The sequence below is a fragment of the Undibacterium sp. FT79W genome (assembly GCF_014284215.1).
Classification (GTDB): domain Bacteria; phylum Pseudomonadota; class Gammaproteobacteria; order Burkholderiales; family Burkholderiaceae_D; genus Undibacterium; species Undibacterium aquatile.
In genome coordinates this window covers 233,719-256,239 of sequence record NZ_JACOGB010000007.1, presented here as the reverse complement: position 1 = coordinate 256,239, position 22,521 = coordinate 233,719, and the positions used below count along the sequence as shown (strand labels likewise).

Annotated in this window: 22 protein-coding genes; 15 read left to right on the top strand and 7 right to left on the bottom strand. The window is 47.3% G+C overall.

Going from position 1 to position 22,521, the window contains the following annotated elements:
* Positions 1 to 32: 32 nt before the first annotated feature.
* On the top strand, positions 33 to 1,073 hold the full coding sequence (locus tag H8K38_RS14420; RefSeq protein WP_186885526.1) for an RluA family pseudouridine synthase: 1,041 nt from the start codon (positions 33 to 35) through the stop codon (positions 1,071 to 1,073).
* Positions 1,074 to 1,078: 5 nt separating this feature from the next.
* Entirely contained in the window at positions 1,079 to 1,873 is a 795-nt protein-coding gene (pgeF, locus tag H8K38_RS14415; protein ID WP_186885525.1) for a peptidoglycan editing factor PgeF, read from the top strand.
* Positions 1,874 to 1,884: 11 nt separating this feature from the next.
* Here pgeF and H8K38_RS18725 read toward each other — a convergent pair whose 3' ends face one another.
* Positions 1,885 to 2,232, bottom strand: a complete 348-nt coding sequence (locus H8K38_RS18725) for a hypothetical protein (RefSeq protein ID WP_370587101.1) — start codon at positions 2,230 to 2,232, stop codon at positions 1,885 to 1,887.
* Between H8K38_RS18725 and phaC the strand changes: the two genes are divergently transcribed.
* The 5 genes from phaC (at position 2,212) to H8K38_RS14385 (ending at position 7,542) form a co-directional block, all read left to right on the top strand.
* Positions 2,212 to 3,930: a class I poly(R)-hydroxyalkanoic acid synthase gene (gene phaC, locus H8K38_RS14405; protein ID WP_186885524.1), complete on the top strand. Its 1,719-nt coding sequence runs from the start codon at positions 2,212 to 2,214 to the stop codon at positions 3,928 to 3,930. The two genes, H8K38_RS18725 and phaC, sit on opposite strands and share 21 nt — an antisense overlap.
* A gap of 49 nt (positions 3,931 to 3,979) precedes the next feature.
* A complete protein-coding gene (locus tag H8K38_RS14400) occupies positions 3,980 to 4,720 on the top strand; it encodes a 3-ketoacyl-ACP reductase (protein ID WP_186885523.1) in 741 nt (246 codons plus the stop codon).
* Between the two features lie 296 nt (positions 4,721 to 5,016).
* Positions 5,017 to 5,574: a polyhydroxyalkanoate synthesis repressor PhaR gene (phaR, locus tag H8K38_RS14395; RefSeq protein WP_186885522.1), complete on the top strand. Its 558-nt coding sequence runs from the start codon at positions 5,017 to 5,019 to the stop codon at positions 5,572 to 5,574.
* Between the two features lie 133 nt (positions 5,575 to 5,707).
* On the top strand, positions 5,708 to 7,090 hold the full coding sequence (gene rimO, locus H8K38_RS14390; protein ID WP_186885521.1) for a 30S ribosomal protein S12 methylthiotransferase RimO: 1,383 nt from the start codon (positions 5,708 to 5,710) through the stop codon (positions 7,088 to 7,090).
* A complete protein-coding gene (locus tag H8K38_RS14385) occupies positions 7,090 to 7,542 on the top strand; it encodes a hypothetical protein (protein ID WP_186885520.1) in 453 nt (150 codons plus the stop codon). Before rimO ends, H8K38_RS14385 begins: the two co-directional genes overlap by 1 nt.
* 77 nt (positions 7,543 to 7,619) lie before the next feature.
* On the opposite strand, the gene H8K38_RS14380 is transcribed toward H8K38_RS14385, so the two are convergent.
* Positions 7,620 to 8,504 carry a transporter substrate-binding domain-containing protein gene (locus H8K38_RS14380; RefSeq protein ID WP_186885519.1) on the bottom strand — a complete coding sequence of 295 codons (885 nt, stop codon included), beginning with the start codon at positions 8,502 to 8,504 and terminating at the stop codon, positions 7,620 to 7,622.
* Between the two features lie 461 nt (positions 8,505 to 8,965).
* On the opposite strand from H8K38_RS14380, the gene H8K38_RS14375 reads away from it, so the two are divergent.
* A complete protein-coding gene (locus tag H8K38_RS14375) occupies positions 8,966 to 10,156 on the top strand; it encodes a cystathionine beta-lyase (protein ID WP_186885518.1) in 1,191 nt (396 codons plus the stop codon).
* Between the two features lie 72 nt (positions 10,157 to 10,228).
* On the opposite strand, the gene H8K38_RS14370 is transcribed toward H8K38_RS14375, so the two are convergent.
* From H8K38_RS14370 to H8K38_RS14350, 5 genes are all read right to left on the bottom strand, one after another.
* Entirely contained in the window at positions 10,229 to 10,438 is a 210-nt protein-coding gene (locus H8K38_RS14370) for a hypothetical protein (RefSeq protein WP_186885517.1), read from the bottom strand.
* Between the two features lie 234 nt (positions 10,439 to 10,672).
* Positions 10,673 to 13,411 carry an aconitate hydratase AcnA gene (acnA, locus tag H8K38_RS14365; protein WP_186885516.1) on the bottom strand — a complete coding sequence of 913 codons (2,739 nt, stop codon included), beginning with the start codon at positions 13,409 to 13,411 and terminating at the stop codon, positions 10,673 to 10,675.
* A gap of 127 nt (positions 13,412 to 13,538) precedes the next feature.
* Positions 13,539 to 14,021 (bottom strand): hypothetical protein, encoded by a 483-nt coding sequence (locus H8K38_RS14360; protein WP_186885515.1) that lies wholly within the window; start codon positions 14,019 to 14,021, stop codon positions 13,539 to 13,541.
* Positions 14,018 to 14,905 (bottom strand): CoA ester lyase, encoded by an 888-nt coding sequence (locus H8K38_RS14355; RefSeq protein ID WP_370587100.1) that lies wholly within the window; start codon positions 14,903 to 14,905, stop codon positions 14,018 to 14,020. Before H8K38_RS14355 ends, H8K38_RS14360 begins: the two co-directional genes overlap by 4 nt.
* Positions 14,906 to 15,070: 165 nt before the next feature.
* Positions 15,071 to 16,060, bottom strand: coding sequence for a malate dehydrogenase (locus tag H8K38_RS14350; RefSeq protein ID WP_186885513.1), 990 nt, complete (start codon positions 16,058 to 16,060; stop codon positions 15,071 to 15,073).
* A 343-nt stretch (positions 16,061 to 16,403) separates the two neighbouring features.
* On the opposite strand from H8K38_RS14350, the gene H8K38_RS14345 reads away from it, so the two are divergent.
* The 7 genes from H8K38_RS14345 to gltA all read left to right on the top strand — a co-directional run bounded on the left by H8K38_RS14345 (position 16,404) and on the right by gltA (position 22,403).
* Positions 16,404 to 17,207, top strand: coding sequence for a GntR family transcriptional regulator (locus H8K38_RS14345; protein WP_186885512.1), 804 nt, complete (start codon positions 16,404 to 16,406; stop codon positions 17,205 to 17,207).
* A 173-nt stretch (positions 17,208 to 17,380) separates the two neighbouring features.
* The gene (gene sdhC, locus H8K38_RS14340; RefSeq protein WP_186885511.1) at positions 17,381 to 17,788 is read left to right on the top strand and encodes a succinate dehydrogenase, cytochrome b556 subunit; all 408 of its coding nucleotides are present in this window, start codon (positions 17,381 to 17,383) and stop codon (positions 17,786 to 17,788) included.
* Positions 17,789 to 18,157, top strand: a complete 369-nt coding sequence (gene sdhD / locus H8K38_RS14335; protein ID WP_186885510.1) for a succinate dehydrogenase, hydrophobic membrane anchor protein — start codon at positions 17,789 to 17,791, stop codon at positions 18,155 to 18,157.
* A 2-nt stretch (positions 18,158 to 18,159) separates the two neighbouring features.
* A complete protein-coding gene (gene sdhA, locus H8K38_RS14330; protein WP_186885509.1) occupies positions 18,160 to 19,935 on the top strand; it encodes a succinate dehydrogenase flavoprotein subunit in 1,776 nt (591 codons plus the stop codon).
* 12 nt (positions 19,936 to 19,947) lie between these two features.
* Positions 19,948 to 20,658, top strand: a complete 711-nt coding sequence (locus H8K38_RS14325; protein ID WP_186885508.1) for a succinate dehydrogenase iron-sulfur subunit — start codon at positions 19,948 to 19,950, stop codon at positions 20,656 to 20,658.
* Between the two features lie 95 nt (positions 20,659 to 20,753).
* Entirely contained in the window at positions 20,754 to 21,035 is a 282-nt protein-coding gene (locus H8K38_RS14320) for a succinate dehydrogenase assembly factor 2 (protein ID WP_186885507.1), read from the top strand.
* A 63-nt stretch (positions 21,036 to 21,098) separates the two neighbouring features.
* Positions 21,099 to 22,403: a citrate synthase gene (gene gltA, locus H8K38_RS14315; protein WP_186885506.1), complete on the top strand. Its 1,305-nt coding sequence runs from the start codon at positions 21,099 to 21,101 to the stop codon at positions 22,401 to 22,403.
* Positions 22,404 to 22,521: the final 118 nt, after the last annotated feature.

Below are 22,521 nucleotides of genomic sequence, written 5' to 3'. Positions count from 1 at the left end.
TGAGCATGAAAACAATTTACGGATTATAGCCGATGACAAAAAATGTGAAACCAACTACAACAGTGATTTTGTCAGATTCTGATGTTGACGTCGATTTAGACTTAGCAGTTGACGATGAAGAAGTGGACGAAGACTTCTCTTCAGCAGCAGAAAATATAGAATTAAAACTGACCTCCGCTGCATGCGGCGAACGGTTGGATAAGACCATATCAAAATTGGTTCCCGAATATTCCCGTAGCCGCATTCAGCAATGGATAGAGGACGGCTTCGTTACGGTTGATGGTAAGCCCGGGCGTACCAAGATGACGATGCTTGGCGATGAAAAAATTATTATTGAGCCACAGGCCGCTCCCGATGAAGGTGCTTTTGCGCCGGAAGACATTCCTCTGGATATCGTTTATGAAGATGACGCCGTTATTGTTGTGAACAAACCGGCCGGACTGGTGGTGCATCCCGCCGCCGGCAATTGGTCGGGAACGTTGTTGAATGGCTTGCTGTTCCGGTGGCCAGCACTGTTAGGTGTTCCGCGCGCTGGCATTGTCCACCGTTTGGATAAAGACACCTCGGGATTAATGGTTGTTGCCAAAACGCTGATAGCGCACACGGATTTGGTGCGTCAGTTGCAAGATCGCAGCGTTAAGCGCGAATACTATGCGCTGGTATGGGGAACGCCTAACGTTTCCGGTACCGTTGATGCGCCAATGGCAAGACATCCGCGTGACCGTATCAAGATGGCTGTTTCCCGCAGTATTACTGCCAAGCCTGCCGTCACGCATTTTCAACGTATCGCGACGGGAATGTTAGAGAAATTTCCTGTCAGCTTAGTGGCATGTCAGTTAGAAACTGGTCGCACCCACCAGATTCGCGTTCACATGCATTCTCTAGGATTTCCTTTGGTGGGGGATCCTTTGTATGGCAAGCAGCATCTCGCACGTTTTTTCCCACGACAAGCCTTGCAAGCGAGGAAGTTGGGATTAATTCATCCGCAGACGGGTGAACATGTGGAGTGGGAAGTGGCCGTTGCTGATGATTTTCTTCAGTTGCTGAATGAGGCTGGAATTTCCTTGCCATGAGTCGTATGCCGCAAGACACCTTGCCGTTTCCGGTAATCCAACCCGACTGGTGCGGCATTCATTCCTCAGTGAAGGCATTTTCAACGTTACGCAGTGGTGGCGTGAGTTCCGGAGTGTACGGGAATGTTTGCGGAGTACATGGAATGAATCTCGGGTTGCATGTTCAGGACCATCCGGCGGCGGTTCTTGAGAATCGCGCAAAAATAAATGCATGTCTGCCATCCGATGTCATATTGCCATCACAAGTTCACGGTAATATTGTCGTGGATGTTGACGTCCTTGAGTCTGGAATGGAGGCTGATGCCGTCGTCAGTTCGGTCAGCGGGAAAGTTTGCGCAATTCTGACCGCTGATTGTCTGCCAGTTTTGTTTTGTGACGAAAGCGGAAAAGTTGTTGCTGCCGCCCATGCGGGTTGGCGCGGGTTAGCGAATGGGATATTGCAGCGTACGGTGGCCGAAATGCGTGCTCGGGGAGCTGACCGGATTTTTGCGTGGATGGGGGCAGCAATTGGTCCGGACGCATTTGAGGTTGGTCAAGATGTAGTTGATGTTTTTGCATCTACAGGTAAAAATTTTGTACACTGCTTCAGCAAAAAAACGTCTTCGACTGAGACGGAAAAGTATTTTGCTGATATCTATCAGTTGGCGAGAGAAATTTTATTGTTTGAAGGTGTCAATGATATTTTTGGCGGCAGCTTTTGTACCTTTACCGATAAAGAAAACTTTTATTCGTATCGGCGCGACGGTGTTACCGGGCGCATGATCAGTTTGATTTGGCTTGACGCCGCAGCTAATAAATAAGTGTCTTCGGCTTATGTTTCTGAATGGGCTTTGTCAGAGCCGGATTGTTGCGGTGCAGCTTGATTTTCTGCTCGCTTATGCTTGCGTTGAGGGGCGCGCATCAGGTATAAAACAATAGACAAAGGAAAAACACAGTACATGATAAAAGTCATGCATCCTGCGATAAATGAAGGTTCAGTCATTGCCATCAGCAAAACAACATAGATCCAGGCAATTGCGACAATGTACATACAATTTCTTTCTAAAATCAGTCTGTCCGGCAGAGGAAAATCAAATATCAGGATAGCAGGACGTTCAATAATTAACTTGAAACGATACGCGAAAATCAGGAGACTCGCATGAAGACTTTCGATCCTCAAGCTATGTACTCCGAATGGATGTCACAGTTGGGAAGTCAGGCACCTTGGCAGGATTGGGTTCAGCCAGTAAAGGCTATGGCGGAAATGCCGGTATCAGATGTGTTAAAAGATATCGGTGCGAAGATAGATCCGGCGGCGCTGGCACGCTTGCAGAATGAATACATGCAGGAGTTCGGGCGTTTATGGCAGGATTTCGCTTTATCGAAATTGCCTGAATTGAACGATAAGCGTTTTTCTGCCACTGACTGGCATAATCATGCGATGCACTCTTACAGTGCTGCCAGCTATTTGTTGAATGCACGGTTTCTGATGGCAATTGCTGAGGCAGTTGAAGCGCCGCAAAAAATCAAACAAAAAATTAGTTTTGCGGTGCAGCAAATGATTGATGCGATGTCGCCAGCCAATTTCTTGGTCACAAACCCCGAGGCGCAGTCAAAGCTCATCGAAAGCAAAGGGGAAAGCCTGGCACGAGGCATCAGTCAGATGCTCGCTGATATGCAAAAGGGGCGCATATCGCAGACGGACGAGTCTGCATTTGAAGTGGGTAAAAACGTAGCAACAACGGTAGGTAAAGTGGTTTTTGAAAACCGTTTATTTCAGTTGATTCAATATACCCCTCTGACGAAAACAGTTCATCAGCGCCCATTGCTGATGATTCCGCCTTGTATTAATAAATATTACATTCTTGATCTGCAACCAGAGAACTCGCTGGTACGCTATGCCGTTGAGCAAGGGCACACGGTATTTCTGGTTTCGTGGGCCAACCCCGATGAGTCTATGTCTGAAGTGACATGGGATGACTACATCGAAGACGGTGCAATCAAAGCTTTTGAGGTCGTACGCGCCATCAGTAAGCAAGAAAAGGTGAATGCCTTTGGTTTTTGCGTCGGTGGCACGATTATTTCTACGGCTTTGGCGGTGTTGGCGGCACGTGGAGTTCATCCCGCAAGCAGCCTCACATTGTTGACGACCTTGCTGGACTTTTCAGACACAGGTGTGCTGGACGTGTTTGTGGACGAGGTACAGGTTGCGTTGCGCGAGCAAAGTATCGGGCGGAAAGGCATTATGCCGGGTCGTGATCTGGCTAGTACTTTTTCAAGCTTACGTGCGAATGATCTGGTTTGGAGCTATGTGCAGTCGAATTATCTGAAAGGGGAGGCGCCGCCGCCGTTCGATCTTTTGTATTGGAATGCCGATAGTACTAATTTACCGGGGCCTATGTTTTGCTGGTATCTGAGAAATACTTATCTGGAAAATAAATTACGACAAACCAGTGAGTTGACCGTTGCAGGTAATCAGGTTTCTCTCGGAACGATTGATGCGCCTGTATTTGTGTACGGTTCCCGTGAGGATCACATCGTTCCCTGGAAGGCCGCTTTTGCATCGCTGAATATATTGAATCCAGAGCACAAAGAGCGAAATATGTTTGTGCTTGGCGCTTCTGGCCATATCGCCGGCGTCATCAATCCTCCGGCAAAGAAAAAACGCAGCTATTGGTTTAATCCGGTTGCAACTGAGAGCGCTGATGCCTGGTTTTCCGGCGCAGTTGAACATCAAGGTAGTTGGTGGCCGGTATGGTCAGAATTTCTGGCAAAACATGGCGGGAAAATGGTAAAGGCACCTGTAAAACCGGGAAATGCAGAATATACGGAAATCGAAGCAGCCCCCGGACGCTACGTCAAAGTCAGAGCAAATTAGTGTAATGGTGGATATTTCTGCAGTTTAAATTTAAAACAGGAGAAAAAGTATGGCGAAACGTGTTGCGTACGTAACAGGTGGTATGGGTGGAATCGGGACTCCAATTTGCAGACGTTTGTGCAAAGAAGGCTATACCGTCATCGCAGGTTGTGGCCCGAACTCTCCTCGCAAGGATAAATGGCTCGCCGATATGCGTGCCGAGGGGCTGGACATTCATGCTTCAGAGGGGAACGTTTCAGATTGGGAATCAACCAAAGCTGCTTTTGATAAAGTTAAGGCAGAAGTTGGTGAAATTGATGTGTTGGTGAATAACGCCGGTATTACCCGTGATGGTCAGTTCCGGAAAATGAGCAAGGCCGATTGGGATGCCGTGATGGATACCAACTTGAACTCGTTGTTCAACGTCACCAAGCAAGTCATTGAAGGTATGGTTGATCGTGGCTGGGGTCGGATTATTAATATCTCTTCGGTCAATGGGCAGAAAGGGCAGTTTGGTCAGACTAATTATTCCACCGCGAAAGCTGGTATTCATGGATTTACGATGGCGCTGGCGCAGGAAGTTGCAACCAAAGGTGTGACGGTCAATACTGTCTCTCCAGGTTATGTCGGTACGGATATGGTGAAAGCGATTCGACCTGATGTGCTTGAAAAAATCGTTTCCGGCATCCCGGTAAAACGTCTGGCGGAACCGGAAGAAATCGCTTCTATTGTCGCCTGGATCGCATCGGATGAAGGTGGATATGCAACGGGATCTGACTTCTCGATTAATGGTGGTTTGCATATGGGATAAGAGTGACGCCAGTGGTCACTGTTGTTTGTTGTTCGATGTCAATTTAAACAAGTTTGCTACTGTTTTTTTACTGCAATGCGGTAGAATATGCTCGCCAAAGCAAGGATTTTGGTGGGCATATTTTTTTTGCCAATTTAAAAAACAACGTTAAAAATAGCGATAAAAAGGGGACAATCAAATTGCTGTACTCAATGGTATAAGAGTGCGTGCGTTTGTTTGAGTGAGTCTTGGTTTTATTTAGTCGAAACTTGATTTCGCGATGAAGCCGGATGTGTAAGTTATCAATTGAGATTTCAATGAATAGCGCAAAAAAATCAACACAGCATCTGATTAAAAAATATCCAAATCGCCGTCTCTACGATACGCAAACGAGTAGTTACATTACCTTAGTGGATGTAAAGCAGTTTGTGCTTGAAAACGACGATTTCGCCGTGGTTGATGCTAAAACGGGTGAAGATCTGACGCGTAGTATTTTGCTGCAGATTATTCTCGAAGAAGAGGCCGGTGGCTCACCTATGTTTTCCAGCGTTGTGTTATCCCAGATCATTCGTTACTACGGTCATGCCATGCAGGGAATGATGGGTAATTATCTTGAAAAAAACGTGCAGGCATTCATTGATATTCAGAATAAACTGGCTGAAAATTCCAAAGGAATCTACGAAGGTAAGCCGTTCAGCCCTGAAATGTGGACGCAATTCATGAATGTCCAGGGACCGATGATGCAAGGCATGATGGGTAATTACATCGATCAAAGTAAAAATCTGTTCGTACAAATGCAGGAGCAGATGCAAAATCAGGCGAAAAATATATTCAATGTTTTTCCGTTTAACCCGGAAGATGTGAATAAAAAGTAAGCAGGCATTTTAATTGCGACAGCTTAAGCCTCTGATTTTTCAGGAATTTTCATGCTAAGCTGGGCAAGAAAAGGTGGTAAAGGGTACAATGGCGGATTCGCTTTTGTACCCTTTTTGTTATTTACGCACCGTTATGTCCATTACTGAAATACGCCGTCCCGAAGTCACGAACTCCCCTAAAGTTGGATTCGTCTCCCTCGGCTGCCCGAAGGCACTGGTTGACTCTGAACAAATCCTGACCCAGCTTCGTGCTGAAGGATATGAAACCGCGAAATCTTATGACGGAGCCGATCTGGTCATCGTCAATACCTGCGGATTTATTGATGCGGCGGTTCAGGAGTCTCTTGATGCCATCGGTGAAGCTTTGGCTGAAAACGGCAAGGTGATTGTTACTGGTTGCCTAGGTGCGAAGAAGGACGCGGACGGCAACGACATGATTCAGTCTATTCATCCCAAAGTTCTGGAAGTGACCGGTCCGCACGCCTTGAGTGAGGTAATGACTGCAGTCCATAAGCATTTACCTAAGCCGCACGAGCCTTTCATTGATCTCGTGCCGGCGCAGGGCGTGAAGCTGACCCCTAAGCATTTTGCTTATCTCAAGATTTCTGAAGGTTGTAATCATCGCTGCAGTTTCTGCATTATTCCTTCAATGCGTGGCGATTTGGTGTCGCGTCCAATCGCGGATGTGATGCTGGAAGCGGAAAACCTGTTCAAAGCTGGTGTGAAAGAGTTGTTGGTCATTTCGCAGGATACCAGTGCCTATGGCGTGGACGTGAAGTTCCGCACCGGCTTCTGGAACGGCAAACCAGTCAAAACACACATGACGCAACTGGTCGAAGCGCTCGGTGAACTCGCGAAGCAATACGATGCATGGGTACGTCTGCATTATGTCTATCCTTATCCGCACGTGGATCAGATTATCCCATTCATGAACAATGGCCATGTTTTGCCTTATCTGGATGTGCCACTGCAACATGCACACCCCGATGTGCTGAAACGGATGAAGCGCCCAGCCAGTGGCGAAAAAAATATAGAACGTATCAAGGCCTGGCGCGAGATGTGTCCGGAAATCACGATACGCTCGACCTTTATCGCTGGTTTTCCCGGTGAGACGGAAGAAGAATTTGAATACCTTCTGGATTTTTTGAAAGAAGCAGAAATCGACCGACTTGGTTGTTTTGCGTATTCACCGGTGGAAGGTGCAACAGCCAACGAATTAGCCAATCAATTACCAGACGATGTTCGCGAAGATCGTCGCCGTCGCGTGATGGAGTTGCAGGAAGAAATTTCTAAAAAACGTTTGCAGGCGAAAATTGGTAAAACGGTGCGTGTATTGATAGATTCTCTTGATCGTAGTGGTGGCGTCGGCCGCTCGTCTGCGGATGCGCCGGAAATTGACGGTGTTGTTTACGTCAAGCCGCCATTTGAGCCGCACCGCAAGCTGAAGGTGGGGGAATTCGTGAACGTCACCATTACCGCAGCGGATGCGCATGACTTGTGGGGTGAGGCAGTTTGATGAAGTGGATGTTGTCAGTCAGACTATCGCTGATTGCTTGCCTGTGTATAGGGACAGTTCAGGCGCAGGAGCTGCAAACTGCTGGTGCGATGTCGAATCCTGTGTTTGCCAGAGCCATAGAGTTGCGTGGACAATTGGGTGCTAAGCAGGTGCGTATGCATTTGCAACCTAAAACCGAAGATCGCGACAGTGTTGAAGGCAGTTATGTCGTCGTCGCAGGTGCGCAGCAAAGTCAGAAAATTTTGCTTGCCGGGGAGGTGACCGCAGACAGACTGAGTATGGAGGAATCGGTGGATGGTACGGATGTTTCCGGTCAATGGGATGGTGATCTTCAAGGGCAAACTGTGCTTGGCATCTGGTTATCCGCCGATGGCAATGTCCGGCAGGATTTTACGTTAGAGATAGTGAATACTGATCTACAGAAAACGAAAAAGCGACGCAGCAAGAAATAAAAAAAGGCGCATCCAGCGCCTTTTTTTATACAGATAGTGTCCGCAAACCTGAGCGGCAAATATGCTGCATGTTCATGCTACCTGACGGGAGCATACCAAAGTTTTGCATCGTTCACCGGTGTATTTTTGGGAAGCAGCGGGTTGCTCAGACGTATAACGTTGCGTCCTTTTAAATTCAGCTTTTCGATTGCATCTTGATGGTATTTATTGAAGATCGCATCGAAGCTGCCATCTTTTTGCATGATGCGTAAGCCTGTTTCCACTCTGTCCCGTATCGCAGTATCTTGTTTGTTGAAGAAAAAATAGTAGGGAAACGGATAGTAAATCAGCAGATTCTTTTCTATGCTCAGTTCTGGATTGCGTTCTTTATTTTTTTCGTACTCGGTCAGGATTTCGCCAATTCCACGTGGAAATCCATCGAAACGATTGGCGGTCAGCATTTTGAAAAGCTGGGAATATTTTCCCTGTATAACCCTGATGCCGTAGTTCTCGTAGATTGCATTGTCATTCCAGTCCACACCCTGACCAAGGCTTACTTTTTTCAGGTCTTCCGGCGTCTTTATCTGATCAAATTTTGGCTGATTTTCTTTGTTGATCAGAAGAACGCGATAGCCGAGCAAGCCTTTGCGCAAAGGGAAGCGTATCGTCGCAAAACGCTGTTCCAACTCGATCGAGGTTGGATTCCACGTGACATTAATGTTATGTTCGTTTTTTTCCAGTTCTTGTAATACCCGTTTTTTTGGCATGATTTGCGCGTCTGGAAGACACTCATAATCACCGTATCGTGAGCGCGTCTTTTCCAGTGCGGTACACAGAATTTCAATCACGTCATTAAAACGCGTTTCATTCTGAACTTCGCCGGCAGAATAGATGACCCGGGTGATCGCTGCCTGGGTCAAGACTGGAATCAGAATCAGATATACGAGTAAGCTACTACGGAGTATTAAAAGGAGGACATTCATCTCATTGCAAATACGGGTGTGTACGTTCGTTTTAGTGTGGCGTAGTCAATGATTGATATGGCCGCATTTTTTGCGTCTGCTGGTCGGACAGATACAAGGGCAAAAATAGCGATGTCCTCTTGGATACAAAGGCGTCATTCTAATCGACTTTTATTACAGGAAATTTATGTTGGCCCTCAGTCATGCTGGTTTTTGCCGCGTTGAAACGATGTTTTACAAAATTACTATGATGTTCTGTTTTTGATGGGGGGAATGATTGCTGCTGATCGGTGTCAGTTGTGCTGATGATGTAGATAACTGGCCGGTAAAATCTGGTTTTGATAGATACCCCCCCATTTTTTTAAGTAAATGTATGAAATCTCCTTGTGAATATTGGGCTCTCAATATACTGGGGGGAGTATATTCTTTGCACAGATGTGTGCTGGGATGTTTTGATATTACTGAATCAATCAAGGTGTTATATGACAAAAAAAGAAGCTCAGATCTCTGGTGTTGCTACCCGTGCGATTCATAGTGCTTATACAGCGCCAGATGGTTTTGGTGCGTTTCCGGTCGCTATTCATCACGCGTCGACAGTGTTGTTCGACAGTGTCGACGCGATGAGATCACGCAGTTGGCAGGATAAATCCTCGTACACCTATGGTCTGCATGGCACACCAACCAGTTTTACCCTTGAGGCGCGTTTAGCAGAAATAGAGCAGGGCAATCATTGCCTGTTAGTGCCGAGTGGGCTGGCGGCAATCACGCTGATAGATCTGGCATTGCTGAAAAGTGGTGACGATGTATTGATTCCGGATAACGTCTATAACCCGAATCGCGATCTGGCGAATTGGCTGAGTCAGAATTATGGTATCAGCGCACGCTTTTATGATCCTTTGATTGGTGCAGGCATTGCTGCGTTGATTCAGGAAAATACCCGTTTGATCTGGACCGAAGCACCGGGTTCGGTATCGATGGAGGTGCCTGATATTCCGGCGATCTGTGCTGCTGCACACGCCCGGGGAGTTTTGGTGGCGCTCGATAACACCTGGTCTGCGGGTATCGCCTTTCCGGCGTTTGCACATGGCGTGGATATCATCATGCAGGCGCTGACAAAATACCAGAGTGGTGGCTCGGATGTGTTAATGGGTGCTGTCATCACCAAAGACAAAGCACTCAATACGCGTTTGCAGCTTGCGCACATGCGCCTGGGCTTTGGTGTGGGCATGGATGATGTATATCTGGTACTGCGTAATTTACCCAGCCTGAAATTGCGTTTTGATGCGCATGATCGCAGTGCGCGTGAAGTCGCCGCCTGGCTGGTGCAGCGGCCGGAGATCAGCACCGTGTTGCATCCTGCTTTTCCGGATTGTCCCGGGCATGAGATCTGGAAGCGTGATTTCAGTGGAGCAGGTGGCTTGTTCTCAGTGCTGTTTGATGAGCGTTATACTGAGCAGCAAACGGATCGTTTTGTCGATAGTCTGAACTTATTCAAGATTGGTTTCAGCTGGGGCGGCGCGCACAGCCTGTGCCTGCCTTACCGCATAGAACAGATGCGGGATCGCTGGCAATTCAGAGGTATTCTGGTGCGCTTTAATATCGGCCTGGAAGAGCCGGCAGATTTGATCGCTGACATTGAGCAGGCGTTGGCAGAAATGAAAAAAGCTGCCTGAAATATGGCAGCTTTTTTTACTCGGCAATCAATACAGAAAATAAATGGATTGATGCAGAGACGAGCGACTAAATTATTTGCTGCTGGCAGCGGCATCGCTGGCTGGAGCAGGGGCGGCAACAGGTGCTGGTGTAGTGGCTTCGGCGCTGGCGGATGCGGAGTGAACTTCGGTTGGATTATGACCGGCCGCTTCGCCTTGCATATCAACTTTGTCGCCAGCTTTGAAAATTAAAAACAGTGCTGCTGCGGCAAAAATAATAAAACCGACGAGAATTTTCCACATAGTTGTCTCCTGAAAGAATTTAAAACTGTTTTAGTATCTGATTGTTTGAATGCCGTCTGCGACACGGCAGATGTAATTCAGGCATAGCGTTACATTAAACGGGCTGGCTTACAACTTCCTTGCAATCATACTCAAGCTTAAAGATTGTCAGGCAAAAAAATGGGGTGCATTCCAGAAGGAGTGCACCCCATTTTTATTTCACAATGCCGCTGTTTTGACAGCGGCATTGATGCATTACGCTGCCGACAATAATTGACGCAAGACGAATGGCAGGATACCGCCATGTTTGTAGTAATCAACTTCGATAGGCGTATCAATGCGCAACAGAACTTTCACTTCCTGAGTTTCACCGTTAGCACGGTGGATAACCAGAGTGACTTCCTGTTGAGGTTTGATATCGTTCTCTATGCCTTTCAGATCAAAGGATTCATTGCCTGTGATGCCTAAGGAGTCAACGCTGTCTGTGCCCAGGAATTGCAAAGGCAATACACCCATACCAACCAGGTTGGAGCGGTGGATACGCTCGAAAGAGCGTGCGATCACTGCTTTGACGCCCAGCAATTGCGTACCTTTGGCAGCCCAGTCACGGGAAGAGCCTGTACCGTATTCTTCGCCGCCGAAGATCATGGTTGGCGTACCTTCAGCAACGTATTTCATCGCTGCATCGTAAATCGCCATTTGTTCGCCAGTTGGCTGGAACAATGTTTCGCCACCTTCAACGCGGGAGCCATCTTCTTTCGCAGGGATCATCAGGTTTTTGATACGAACATTGGCAAATGTACCGCGCATCATGATTTCGTGGTTACCACGACGTGAACCGTAGGAGTTGAAGTCAGCCTTCAATACGCCATTTTCTTTCAGCCATTTACCTGCTGGGCTGGATTCTTTGATAGAGCCAGCTGGAGAAATATGGTCAGTCGTGATGGAGTCACCAAATACGCCCAGTGCGCGTGCGCCAGTGATGCCAGTCGCAGCAGCTTTTGGCTCCATAGCGAAGTCAGCAAAGAATGGTGGCTCAGCAATGTAAGTGGAAGCAGGCCAGTTGTAGACTTCGCCTTCTGCTACACCCTTGATGTTTTCCCACAGCTTACCTGGTGCGCCTTTAACGTCAGCATAGTTGTCTTTGAATGTTTTTGCATTCATCGCAAACTTCATCAGTTTTTGAATTTCTGCGCTGGTTGGCCAGATATCGCCCAGGAAAATGTCTTTACCTTTAACGCGACCAACTGGTTCTGTCATCAGATCTTTCGTCATGTTGCCAGCAATAGCGTAAGCAACGACGAGTGGAGGGGACGCCAGGAAGTTGGAGCGGATATTCGGGTGAATACGTGCTTCAAAGTTACGGTTACCAGACAATACAGCAGATGCTACGACGTCGTTAGCAACGATCGCTTCATTCATTGCTGGGGTCAGATCACCGGCGTTACCGATACAGGTGGTGCAACCATAGGCAGTCACGCCGAAACCCAGTTTTTCCAGATATGGCAACAGGCCAGCCGCTTCCAGATATTTAGTGACGACGCGGGAGCCAGGCGCCAGCGAAGTTTTGATATGCGGAGCTACTTTCAAACCAGCTTCAACTGCTTTTTTCGCTAACAAACCAGCGGCCAGCAAAACGCTAGGATTGGATGTGTTAGTGCAAGAAGTAATCGCCGCAATCAGAACATCGCCGTTCTTAACTTTGACGCCATCAGCGTTGGTGTATTCCGCATCCAGATCTTCAATTTTTTTGTTGAAGCCGTTTTCAGATGTTGGTTTTGCAAACAGGTCAGCGAATGTCGATTTAACGTTACCGATTTCGATACGATCCTGTGGACGCTTAGGACCCGCCAATGATGGAGAAACTGTCGACAGATCCAGCGAAATTTCAGTGGTGTAATCGATGTCGCCTTTTTTCGGAATACCGAACATTTTCTGTGCTTTGAAATAGCCTTCGAATGCGTCGATTTCTGCTTTAGTGCGGCCTGTACCTTTGAAATAGTCGATGGTTGCTTCGTCAACTGGGAAGAAGCCCATCGTTGCGCCGTATTCCGGTGCCATGTTGGCGATAGTTGCACGATCTGTCAGGGATAATGTGCGTGTGCCTTCGCCGAAGAATTCAACGAATTTACCAACGACTTTTGCTTTACGCAGCAATTCAGTGATTGTCAGTACCAGGTCAGTTGCAGTGCAGCCTTCGCGCAATGCGCCAGTCAGGTTCACACCAACCACGTCAGGTGTCAGGAAGTACACTGGCTGACCGAGCATGCCGGCTTCAGCTTCGATACCACCCACGCCCCAGCCAACCACGCCAATACCGTTGATCATGGTGGTGTGAGAATCAGTACCTACCAATGTGTCAGGGTAGTAAACTTCATTTTTCTTCGCGTCTTTAACTTTGTGTACGCCACGTGCAAGGTACTCAAGGTTAACTTGGTGAACGATACCGAAGCCAGGAGGAACCACGCCGAACGTATCAAACGCCTGCATGCCCCATTTCATGAACTGATAGCGCTCGTTGTTGCGCGAGAATTCCAGTTTCATGTTCAGGTCCAGCGCTTTCTTTTCGCGGAAATGATCGATTTGTACAGAGTGATCCACGACCAGATCAACTGGAACCAATGGCTCGATATTTTTTGGATTTTTGCCTTGTTTTGCGGCGACGTTACGCATTGCTGCCAGATCGGCCAGCAGAGGAACGCCGGTAAAGTCTTGCAGCACAACGCGGGAAACCACGAATGGGATTTCGTCAACGCGGGAAGCTGTTGCACCCCAATTAGCTAATTGCTTAACGTGTTCTTCAGTAACTTTTTTGCCGTCGCAGTTACGCAGAACAGATTCCAGAACCACGCGAATGGAAACTGGCAGACGGGAGATTTTAACGTCCAGGGTTTTTTCCAGTGCAGGCAAAGAGAAGAACTTGCCTTTCTTCGTGTCTGAAATTTTAAAATCTTTCAGGGTTTTGAATGCATCTTGATACGCATTTTGGCTCATGGCTGTTCCTTATTTACAAAAATCAAAGATCAAATAACATGTTTACTACTATCCCATGTCGCTCTATGCATATACAGATATGTGTATACATTGGGTGACGTGGACTTGAACCTTAAAAGCTTGAAAACTACTTTGTTTGTACAGCACTGTCGGTGCTTGCAGACGATTCCGCCAATACTTGTTGTGCAGTCTTGCACTCGTTTGCAAGTTGCAGACCTTTGCGAGAATCAAGCAGCAGTCCTTTCGCAGGAATGCCTATCCAGATAAAGCCCGCCTTCGTATTTTCGAAGCGATGTGCGCCTGTCGTCGTTTCCACGCGGGACATGCGGTACAGGCGTTTTTTCCAACGCATTGCGATATGTTGTGGATCGTCTGCGTTGCTGTACATGGTGAGGGAATTGCCCAGTTCACATTTGTAATCAGCACTGGCATGCAATTGCACATCCGGCTCAGCTTCTTCCTCGTCCTTGGCAGAGTGTGTTGGAGTCTTGCTTGCTTTTGAGGACACTTTCGCTTTGTTTTTTGCGATTTCAGCTTGTGCTGTCATTGGAGAAAAAATAAAGCTGCCGGCAAACACCAAGCCTGCGATGCGGAGTGACAAGGTATTCATAGAGAGTCTCCTTTAAGTAATGCTTGCGCCATTGCTGGCAAGTTAGTCGCACCTGATGCGGCGCGTTTCAAGATGGTCCAGTAGTAACGATAACTGGCTCTGTCATGCAATTTCCCCTGAAATTGAATCGGAGCCCATTGTTTTTGTTGTGCAGCCATCAGTATATCGGTTGCCTCAACAACTTCATCAAATTGAGGCGCCATTGTCGTGATGATCGTTTGAATCTGATCTGGGTGAATACTCCACATGCGCGTGTAACCTAAATCATTTTTCGCTCGCTTTGCATCATTGGTGATGATACTGGAGTCCTTGATTTCTGTTGTTACATTGTGTGATGGTACTTTTCCGTAACGATGGCAAGCCGCAGCTATTTCAAGTTTTGCACGAACCACTAAAGGGTGCTCAAATTGCCCTGGCGAACGCATTGCGGTAGCAGGAATTGCGCCAAAATGAGCCGAGACAAAATCCATAATTCCAAATGACAGGCATTCAACTTGTGGAATAGCTGCGATCGCCATTACATTTGCAAGTGCTTCATGTGATTCAATCAGGACATGAACGGGTAAATGCTTTCTGCCAGCGGCTTCCGCATGCAAATTTATTCTTTTTATCGCGGCTGTAACCTGCGGTGCTGAGTCAACTTTGGGTAATACGACATAAGCCAGTTTATTTGCTGCGGCTGGCAATATGATTGATAAATCCTGTTCAAACGCCGCGTGGTGGAGGTCGTGTACTCTGACACCGATGCGATTGTGACGATTTTCCTGGCTATTCAGCAGATCTGCTACCAGTCTGGCGTGCTCGGTTTCATTGCCGGTCGCGGCACCATCTTCGCAATCAAACGTGATGTCAAACACAGCACCAAGCGTTTGCTGGAGTGCCATAGACTTCCGCATTAACTTTTCTGAACCTGCATAGTGATCGCAAACCGGTAAAAATACCGGTGTTAGCTGATCCTGAAATAAGGCTTGAGAAGGATGCATCAGGCTATGGCAATAAAATGCTGACAGGCAGAGTTCACATTCAAATGAATTCTGCCTTTATTTAAATCAGCCAACCAGATGTTTTACACCATCACGCTCTTCTTGCAACTCGTTGAGGGTGATGTTGATGCGTTCACGAGAGAATTCGTCGATTTCCAGACCCTGAACGATTTTGTATTCGCCGTTTTCTGTTGTCACAGGGAAGCCGAACATGGTGCCTTCAGGAATGCCATAAGAGCCATCGGAAGGAATACCCATCGTTGTCCATTTACCGTTTGTGCCCAAAACCCAGTCACGTACGTGATCGATTGCTGCATTCGCTGCAGAGGCTGCAGAAGACAGGCCACGTGCTTCGATGATTGCTGCGCCGCGTTTGCCTACTGTTGGCAGGAATACGTCTTTGTTCCAGACTTGATCGTTGATCAGGTCTTTAACGGAAGCGCCATCTGCAGTTGCAAAACGATAGTCAGCATACATTGTTGGAGAATGATTGCCCCATACGCAGAGTTTTTCAATCGCAGCAACTGGCTTGCCAATTTTTGCGGCAACTTGAGACAAGGCGCGATTGTGATCCAGACGCAGCATTGCAGTGAAGTTTTTCGCAGGCAGATTAGGTGCGGATTTCATTGCGATGTAAGCGTTCGTGTTAGCTGGATTGCCAACCACCAGAACTTTGACATTGCGTGATGCAACTGCATCTAACGCTTTACCTTGAACTGTGAAAATCTGCGCATTGGCTTCGAGCAGATCTTTACGTTCCATGCCTGGGCCACGTGGACGTGCGCCAACTAACAAAGCAACGTCGATGTCTTTGAATGCAGTCATCGGATCGCTGTGTGCTGTCATGCCAGCCAGTAATGGGAACGCGCAATCGTCGATTTCCATCATCACGCCTTTCAGCGCTTTTTGAGCTTTTTCGTCTGGGATTTCCAGTAATTGCAGAATGACTGGCTGATCTTTACCAAGCATATCGCCATTAGCAATACGGAACAGAAGGGAATAACCGATTTGACCAGCAGCGCCGGTAACAGCTACGCGCATAGGGGATTTAGCCATGATGCATCTCCGAAAAGTGGTATGAAAAATGATGTTCAAACATGTTGCGACGATACTGGCCCGCAACGGAAAATACTCAATGATACCGCTGAAATTGTCTGCTGGTCAGCCAAAATACATGTTTCCATGCGCTTTTCGCTTTACATTGCAGATATCCAAACTATATTGCCTGATAGTTGTTTGCTGCATTTACGCCTTTGCTGCTATCAGTGTCAATCGCTCGGACGCGAGTGTAGGCTCTATGTTTTACCATGTCAATCACTATCTTATGTCTTATATAAGACATATAAGTTGCTAGTTATTTGTGGACGTGATGGGTGTTTTTGTGGTGAAATTGCGGACTATGACTTCTATCACACCAAATGCCAATATTTATCCGGGGAGCTCGATGAGCTCTGGCGCTGGCGTTGCAGGTTCGGTTGCCGGTGCGGCACCAACCTTTAGTCCTCTTTATCAGCAAATCAAAGCATTGATTACTCAGGGTTTGCAATCCGGAGAGTGGAAGCCGGGCGAGCTCATTCCCAGTGAGATGGAGTTGGCGAGTCGCTTTAAGGTTAGTCAGGGAACGGTGCGCAAAGCAATCGACGAATTGTCTGCTGAAAATCTGGTGGTACGTCGCCAGGGGAAGGGGACTTTCGTTGCGACTCATCACGAGGCAAGAGCACAGTTCCGTTTTCTCAGATTGGCGCCGGATGAAGGCGTGCCACATTATCCCGAAAATCAAATTATTGAAGTCCGCCGTTTGCGGGCGCCGGCTGAGGTTGCGCGCTTGCTTGAGATTAAGTCCGGTGATTCTGTGGTCTTTATTCGTCGGGTTCAGTCATTTTCGGGTGTGCCGACAATTCTTGATGATTTGTGGTTGCCGGGCTCTATTTTTAAGGGTTTGACGGCGGAACGTCTGAATGAATATAAGGGACCGATGTACGGTTTGTTTGAGACCGAGTTTGGTACGCATATGATTCGCGCTTCCGAGCAGATCAGAGCGGTCTGTGCTGACGATGTCGCTGCGCATTTGCTGCATGTGAATATGGGCACGCCGCTACTGAATGTTGAGCGTGTTTCTTTTACTTATGGTGATAAACCGGTGGAGTTGCGGCGAGGTTTATATTTGACGACCAGTCATCATTACCGGAATGAATTGAGCTAGTGAGTTGAGCTGGTTTTTGCGCGATTTTAGCCCGAGTCAGCTCAGCGCATAATTGTATTTAGTATTAAGATAGAGAAGTTTTGCAGAATGAGGTCATTTTTGTTGGTGCAACGCACCAAAATGAGCGAAAATTGCAGGGTTTTTGTACAGACTAGTTAATGGGGAGATTATTTATGTCTGAAGTAGTGAAAAACAGGCCGCGCTATGGAGTGATGCGCCTGGTAGATGCAACTGGATACCGCTTGCCGCTGGCGGGTGTGGTTTCTATTTTGCACCGCATTAGTGGAATGTTGATGTTCTTGTTGTTGCCTTTCATTCTGTATTTGTTGGACAAGAGCGTTACTTCTGAGGTGTCGTTCGCGGAGTTGCAGCGTTTTACTTCCGGCGTATTTGTTAAGTTGGTTATTCTCGCACTCGTCTGGGCCTATCTGCATCACTTTTGTGCAGGTGTACGCCATTTGATTATGGATCTTCACTACGGTCTTGATAAGCATACAGCGCGTAAATCTGCTTTAAGCGTGTTGATCGTCAGTGTTTCTTTGGCTGCCTTGATCGGCTTGAAATTGTTTGGAGTATTTTAAATGGCAAATAACAACATTGGCCCTAAGCGCCTCGTTGTAGGTGCACATTACGGTGTGCGTGATTGGCTGGCACAACGTGTTACGGCGATCGTCATGGCATCGTACACAGTTATTTTGCTGGCGATGTTTTTGACGGGCAGTAACTTTACTTACGAAGGCTGGGCAGGAATTTTTGCTCAACAATGGTTTAAGTTGGCGACGTTTTCCGTAGTTATCTGCTTGTTGTATCACGCTTGGGTTGGTATGCGTGATGTCTGGATGGATTATGTGACACACAATGTGTTTGTCCGTCTGGTATTTCAGGTTGCCACTATTTTGTGGCTGGTTGCTAGTGCTGGTTATGCAGCACAGATTTTGTGGAGAGTATAAAAGTGGCTGCAATTAAATCCGCAATTCCTACCCGTCGTTTTGATGCGGTTATCGTCGGTGCTGGTGGTTCAGGCATGCGTGCTTCGTTGCAATTGGCTGAAGCTGGTCTGAATGTCGCGGTGCTCTCTAAGGTTTTTCCAACGCGTTCTCACACGGTTGCAGCGCAAGGTGGTATCGGTGCTTCTTTAGGGAATATGTCTGAGGATAACTGGTTCTGGCACATGTTTGATACTGTCAAGGGTGGTGATTACCTTGGCGATCAGGATGCAATTGAATTTATGTGTCGCGAAGCACCAAAAGTGGTCTACGAACTGGAGCATTTTGGTATGCCATTCGACCGCAATGCGGATGGCACGATTTATCAACGTCCATTTGGCGGTCACACTGCTAATTTCGGTGAAAAGCCAGTTCAGCGTGCTTGCGCTGCAGCAGATCGTACCGGTCATGCGTTATTGCATACGCTGTATCAGCGCAACGTTCGTGCCCGTACACACTTCTTCGTTGAATGGATGGCGATAGACCTAATCCGTGACGCTGAAGGTGATGTCGTTGGTGTTGTTGCGCTGGAGATGGAAACTGGCGAAGTGATGATGCTGGAAGCCAAGCAAACGATTTTCGCTACTGGTGGTGCTGGCCGTATCTGGGCTGCTTCGACGAATGCGTTTATTAATACCGGTGACGGTATGGGTATGGCCGCACGTGCTGGCTTGCCTTTGCAGGATATGGAATTCTGGCAGTTTCATCCGACTGGTGTTGCCGGCGCGGGTGTTTTGATCACTGAAGGTGTGCGCGGTGAGGGGGGTATTCTGGTAAATAGCCAGGGCGAGCGTTTCATGGAGCGCTATGCGCCGACACTGAAAGACCTGGCTCCACGTGATTTCGTTTCCCGTTCTATGGATCAGGAAATTAAAGAGGGTCGTGGCTGTGGTCCGAATAAAGATCACGTCATGCTGGATCTGCGTCACATTGGCGCTGAAACAATTCAAAAACGCTTGCCGTCTATTCTCGAAATTGCGCATAAATTCGCGAACGTGGATGCAACCAAAGAGCCTATTCCAGTCGTTCCGACAATTCACTACCAGATGGGTGGTATTCCGACCAATATTCATGGTCAGGTTGTTACGACTAAAAACGGCAGCAATGAAATTGTCAACGGTTTGTATGCGATCGGTGAATGTGCCTGCGTATCTGTGCATGGTGCAAATCGTCTGGGTACAAATTCTTTACTTGATCTGTTGGTGTTTGGGCGTGCTGCGGGTAATCATATCGTTGCAAGCAACCTTAAAGCACGTAGCAATAAAGAGTTGCCTGCTGACGCGGCGGATGTTGCCTTGGAGCGTTTATCACGCATTGAAAACTCTACCGGTTCAGAGCGCGTTCAGGATGTGGCAAATGCCATCCGGAAAACGATGCAGCAGCATTGCGGCGTATTCCGTACAGACGAGTTACTGCAAGAAGGCTACAAAGAAATTATGGAGCTTGATGAGCGCCGTAAGCATGTTTCGTTTAAAGATAAATCCAAAGTGTTTAATACAGCCCGTGTTGAAGCGCTGGAGTTGGATAACCTGATCGAAACAGCGAAAGCGACCATCACATCGGCGAATGCACGTAAAGAATCTCGCGGTGCGCATGCTCACCGCGATTACGAAAAACGTGATGACGATAACTGGATGAAGCATACCCTCTGGTATTCCGAAGGCAATCGCCTCGATTACAAACCAGTTGTGACTAAGCCTCTGACTGTTGAAACCTTCAAGCCAAAAGCTCGTACATTCTAAAGAGATAACACTATGGCACGTACACTGAAATTTAAAATTTATCGCTATGATCCTGATAAGGATGCAAAGCCTTACATGCAGGATCTGACCGTCGAATTGCAAGATACCGACAAAATGTTACTTGATGCATTGCAACGCATTAAAGCCGACGTTGATGATTCATTGGCTTTGCGTCGTTCATGCCGCGAAGGTGTGTGCGGTTCTGATGCGATGAATATCAACGGTAAGAATGGTCTGGCTTGCACTACCAATCTGAATGAATTGTCTGAGCCTATTGTTTTGCGTCCTTTGCCAGGTTTGCCTGTGATTCGCGATCTGATCGTGGATATGACGCAATTCTTCAAGCAATACAATTCCATTAAGCCTTACTTGATGAATGACTCTATTCCTCCGGAAAAAGAGCGTCTGCAATCACCTGAAGAGCGTGAAGAGTTGGATGGCTTGTACGAATGTATTCTTTGCGCCTGCTGCTCAACATCATGCCCATCGTTTTGGTGGAATCCTGATAAATTCGTAGGCCCTGCAGGTCTGTTGCAGGCATACCGTTTTATTGCAGATTCACGTGATGAAGCAACTGCGCAGCGTCTGGATAATCTGGAAGATCCATATCGTCTGTTCCGTTGTCACTCAATCATGAACTGTGTTGATGTTTGCCCTAAAGGTCTGAACCCGACCCGGGCAATCGGCAAAATCAAAGAATTAATGGTTCGTCGCGCAGTCTGATCAATTTGAAGTGGCGCTGTCAGGCGCCACTTCTATTTCATGCAGTTTTTTTTGAAGAGCTGCATGAAATGGAAGCATTAAAAGAGAAAGTAACTATGTCTGAGCTTGCAGGAAATTCTCATCAAAGTGATCCGGTGAAGCGTGCTCGCCTTCGCTGGCGTGCGCGACGCGGATTATTGGAAAACGATCTGATACTGACGCGATTTCTGGATATCAATGAAGAGTCATTAAGTGATGAAGAGGTGGATGCCTTCAGTCGCCTGATGGAATTGTCAGACAGTGTCCTGATGGACTTGATAATGGCGAAGAAAGAGCCGGAAGCAGAAGTGGATTTGCCACATGTTCACGCTTTGCTCTCTCGTCTGCGGATTGCCTGACTGGAAATGATTTTTTTTGTGTTTTTTTGATTAACGACTCACCTCTTATCTGAAGGAAGAGCCATGACTAATTCTGAAACAAAAGCAACCCTCTCATTCTCTGATGGCTCGCCATCATTAGATATGCCGATTTACAAGGGATCGATTGGTCCTGATGTTATAGACATCCGTAAGTTGTATGGCTCTACTGGCATGTTTACATATGATCCAGGTTTCATGTCGACTGCGGCATGTAATTCTTCGATCACCTATATTGATGGTGATAAAGGTGAGTTGCTGTACCGCGGCTATCCGATTGAGCAGTTAGCGGTTAACGGCGGTGATTTTCTTGAAACTTGCTATTTGTTGCTGAATGGTGAATTGCCGACAGCAGAAGAAAAAGCAAAATTTGTTGCGACCGTGACTAATCACACGATGGTTCACGAACAGATGCAATTCTTCTTCCGTGGCTTCCGCCGTGATGCACATCCGATGTCTGTGCTGGTTGGTACGGTTGGTGCGTTGTCTTCGTTCTATCACGATTCTCTGGATATCAATGATCCTCATCACCGTGAAGTATCGGCGATTCGTCTGATCGCAAAAATGCCGACGCTGGTTGCGATGGCATATAAATATTCTATTGGTCAGCCTTTCGTTTATCCACGTAACGATTTGTCTTACAGCGCGAACTTCATGCATATGATGTTCTCGACACCATGTGCAGAATACAAAGTCAATGAAGTTCTGGTTCGTGCTTTGGATCGCATCCTGATTTTGCATGCAGATCACGAGCAAAACGCGTCGACATCGACAGTGCGTCTGGCTGGTTCTTCTGGCGCGAATCCATTTGCATGTATCGCTGCTGGTATTGCTTGCTTGTGGGGTCCTGCTCACGGCGGTGCAAATGAGGCTGCACTGAGCATGTTGGAAGAAATCGGCAGCGTCGATAATATTCCTAACTTCATCGCTCAGGTCAAAGACAAAAACTCTGGCGTCAAGCTGATGGGCTTTGGTCATCGCGTTTATAAAAACTATGATCCACGTGCAAAACTGATGCGCGAAACTTGCTATGAAGTATTGCAAGAACTGGGTCTGCAAGATGATCCACTGTTTAAACTGGCAATGGCTCTGGAAAAAATCGCGTTGGAAGACGAATACTTCGTTAGCCGTAAGTTGTACCCGAACGTTGACTTCTACTCTGGTATCGTACAGCGCGCACTGGGTATCCCAACTGCCTTGTTTACTGGTATTTTCGCTCTGGCACGTACAGTCGGTTGGATCGCGCAATGGAAAGAGATGATTTCTGATCCTGAGCAAAAAATCGGACGTCCACGTCAATTGTTCGTTGGCGCCGCAAAGCGCGACGTTCCTGCGATTGATAAGCGTTAATTCTGTTGATCAGCTACTGCACTGCAGCATCGAAAAAAGCGAGTCTTTGTGGCTCGCTTTTTTTTTATTCGTTAAATATGCTATGCTTCGGCTCGAATGTAAATTTTAGATGTTTTTT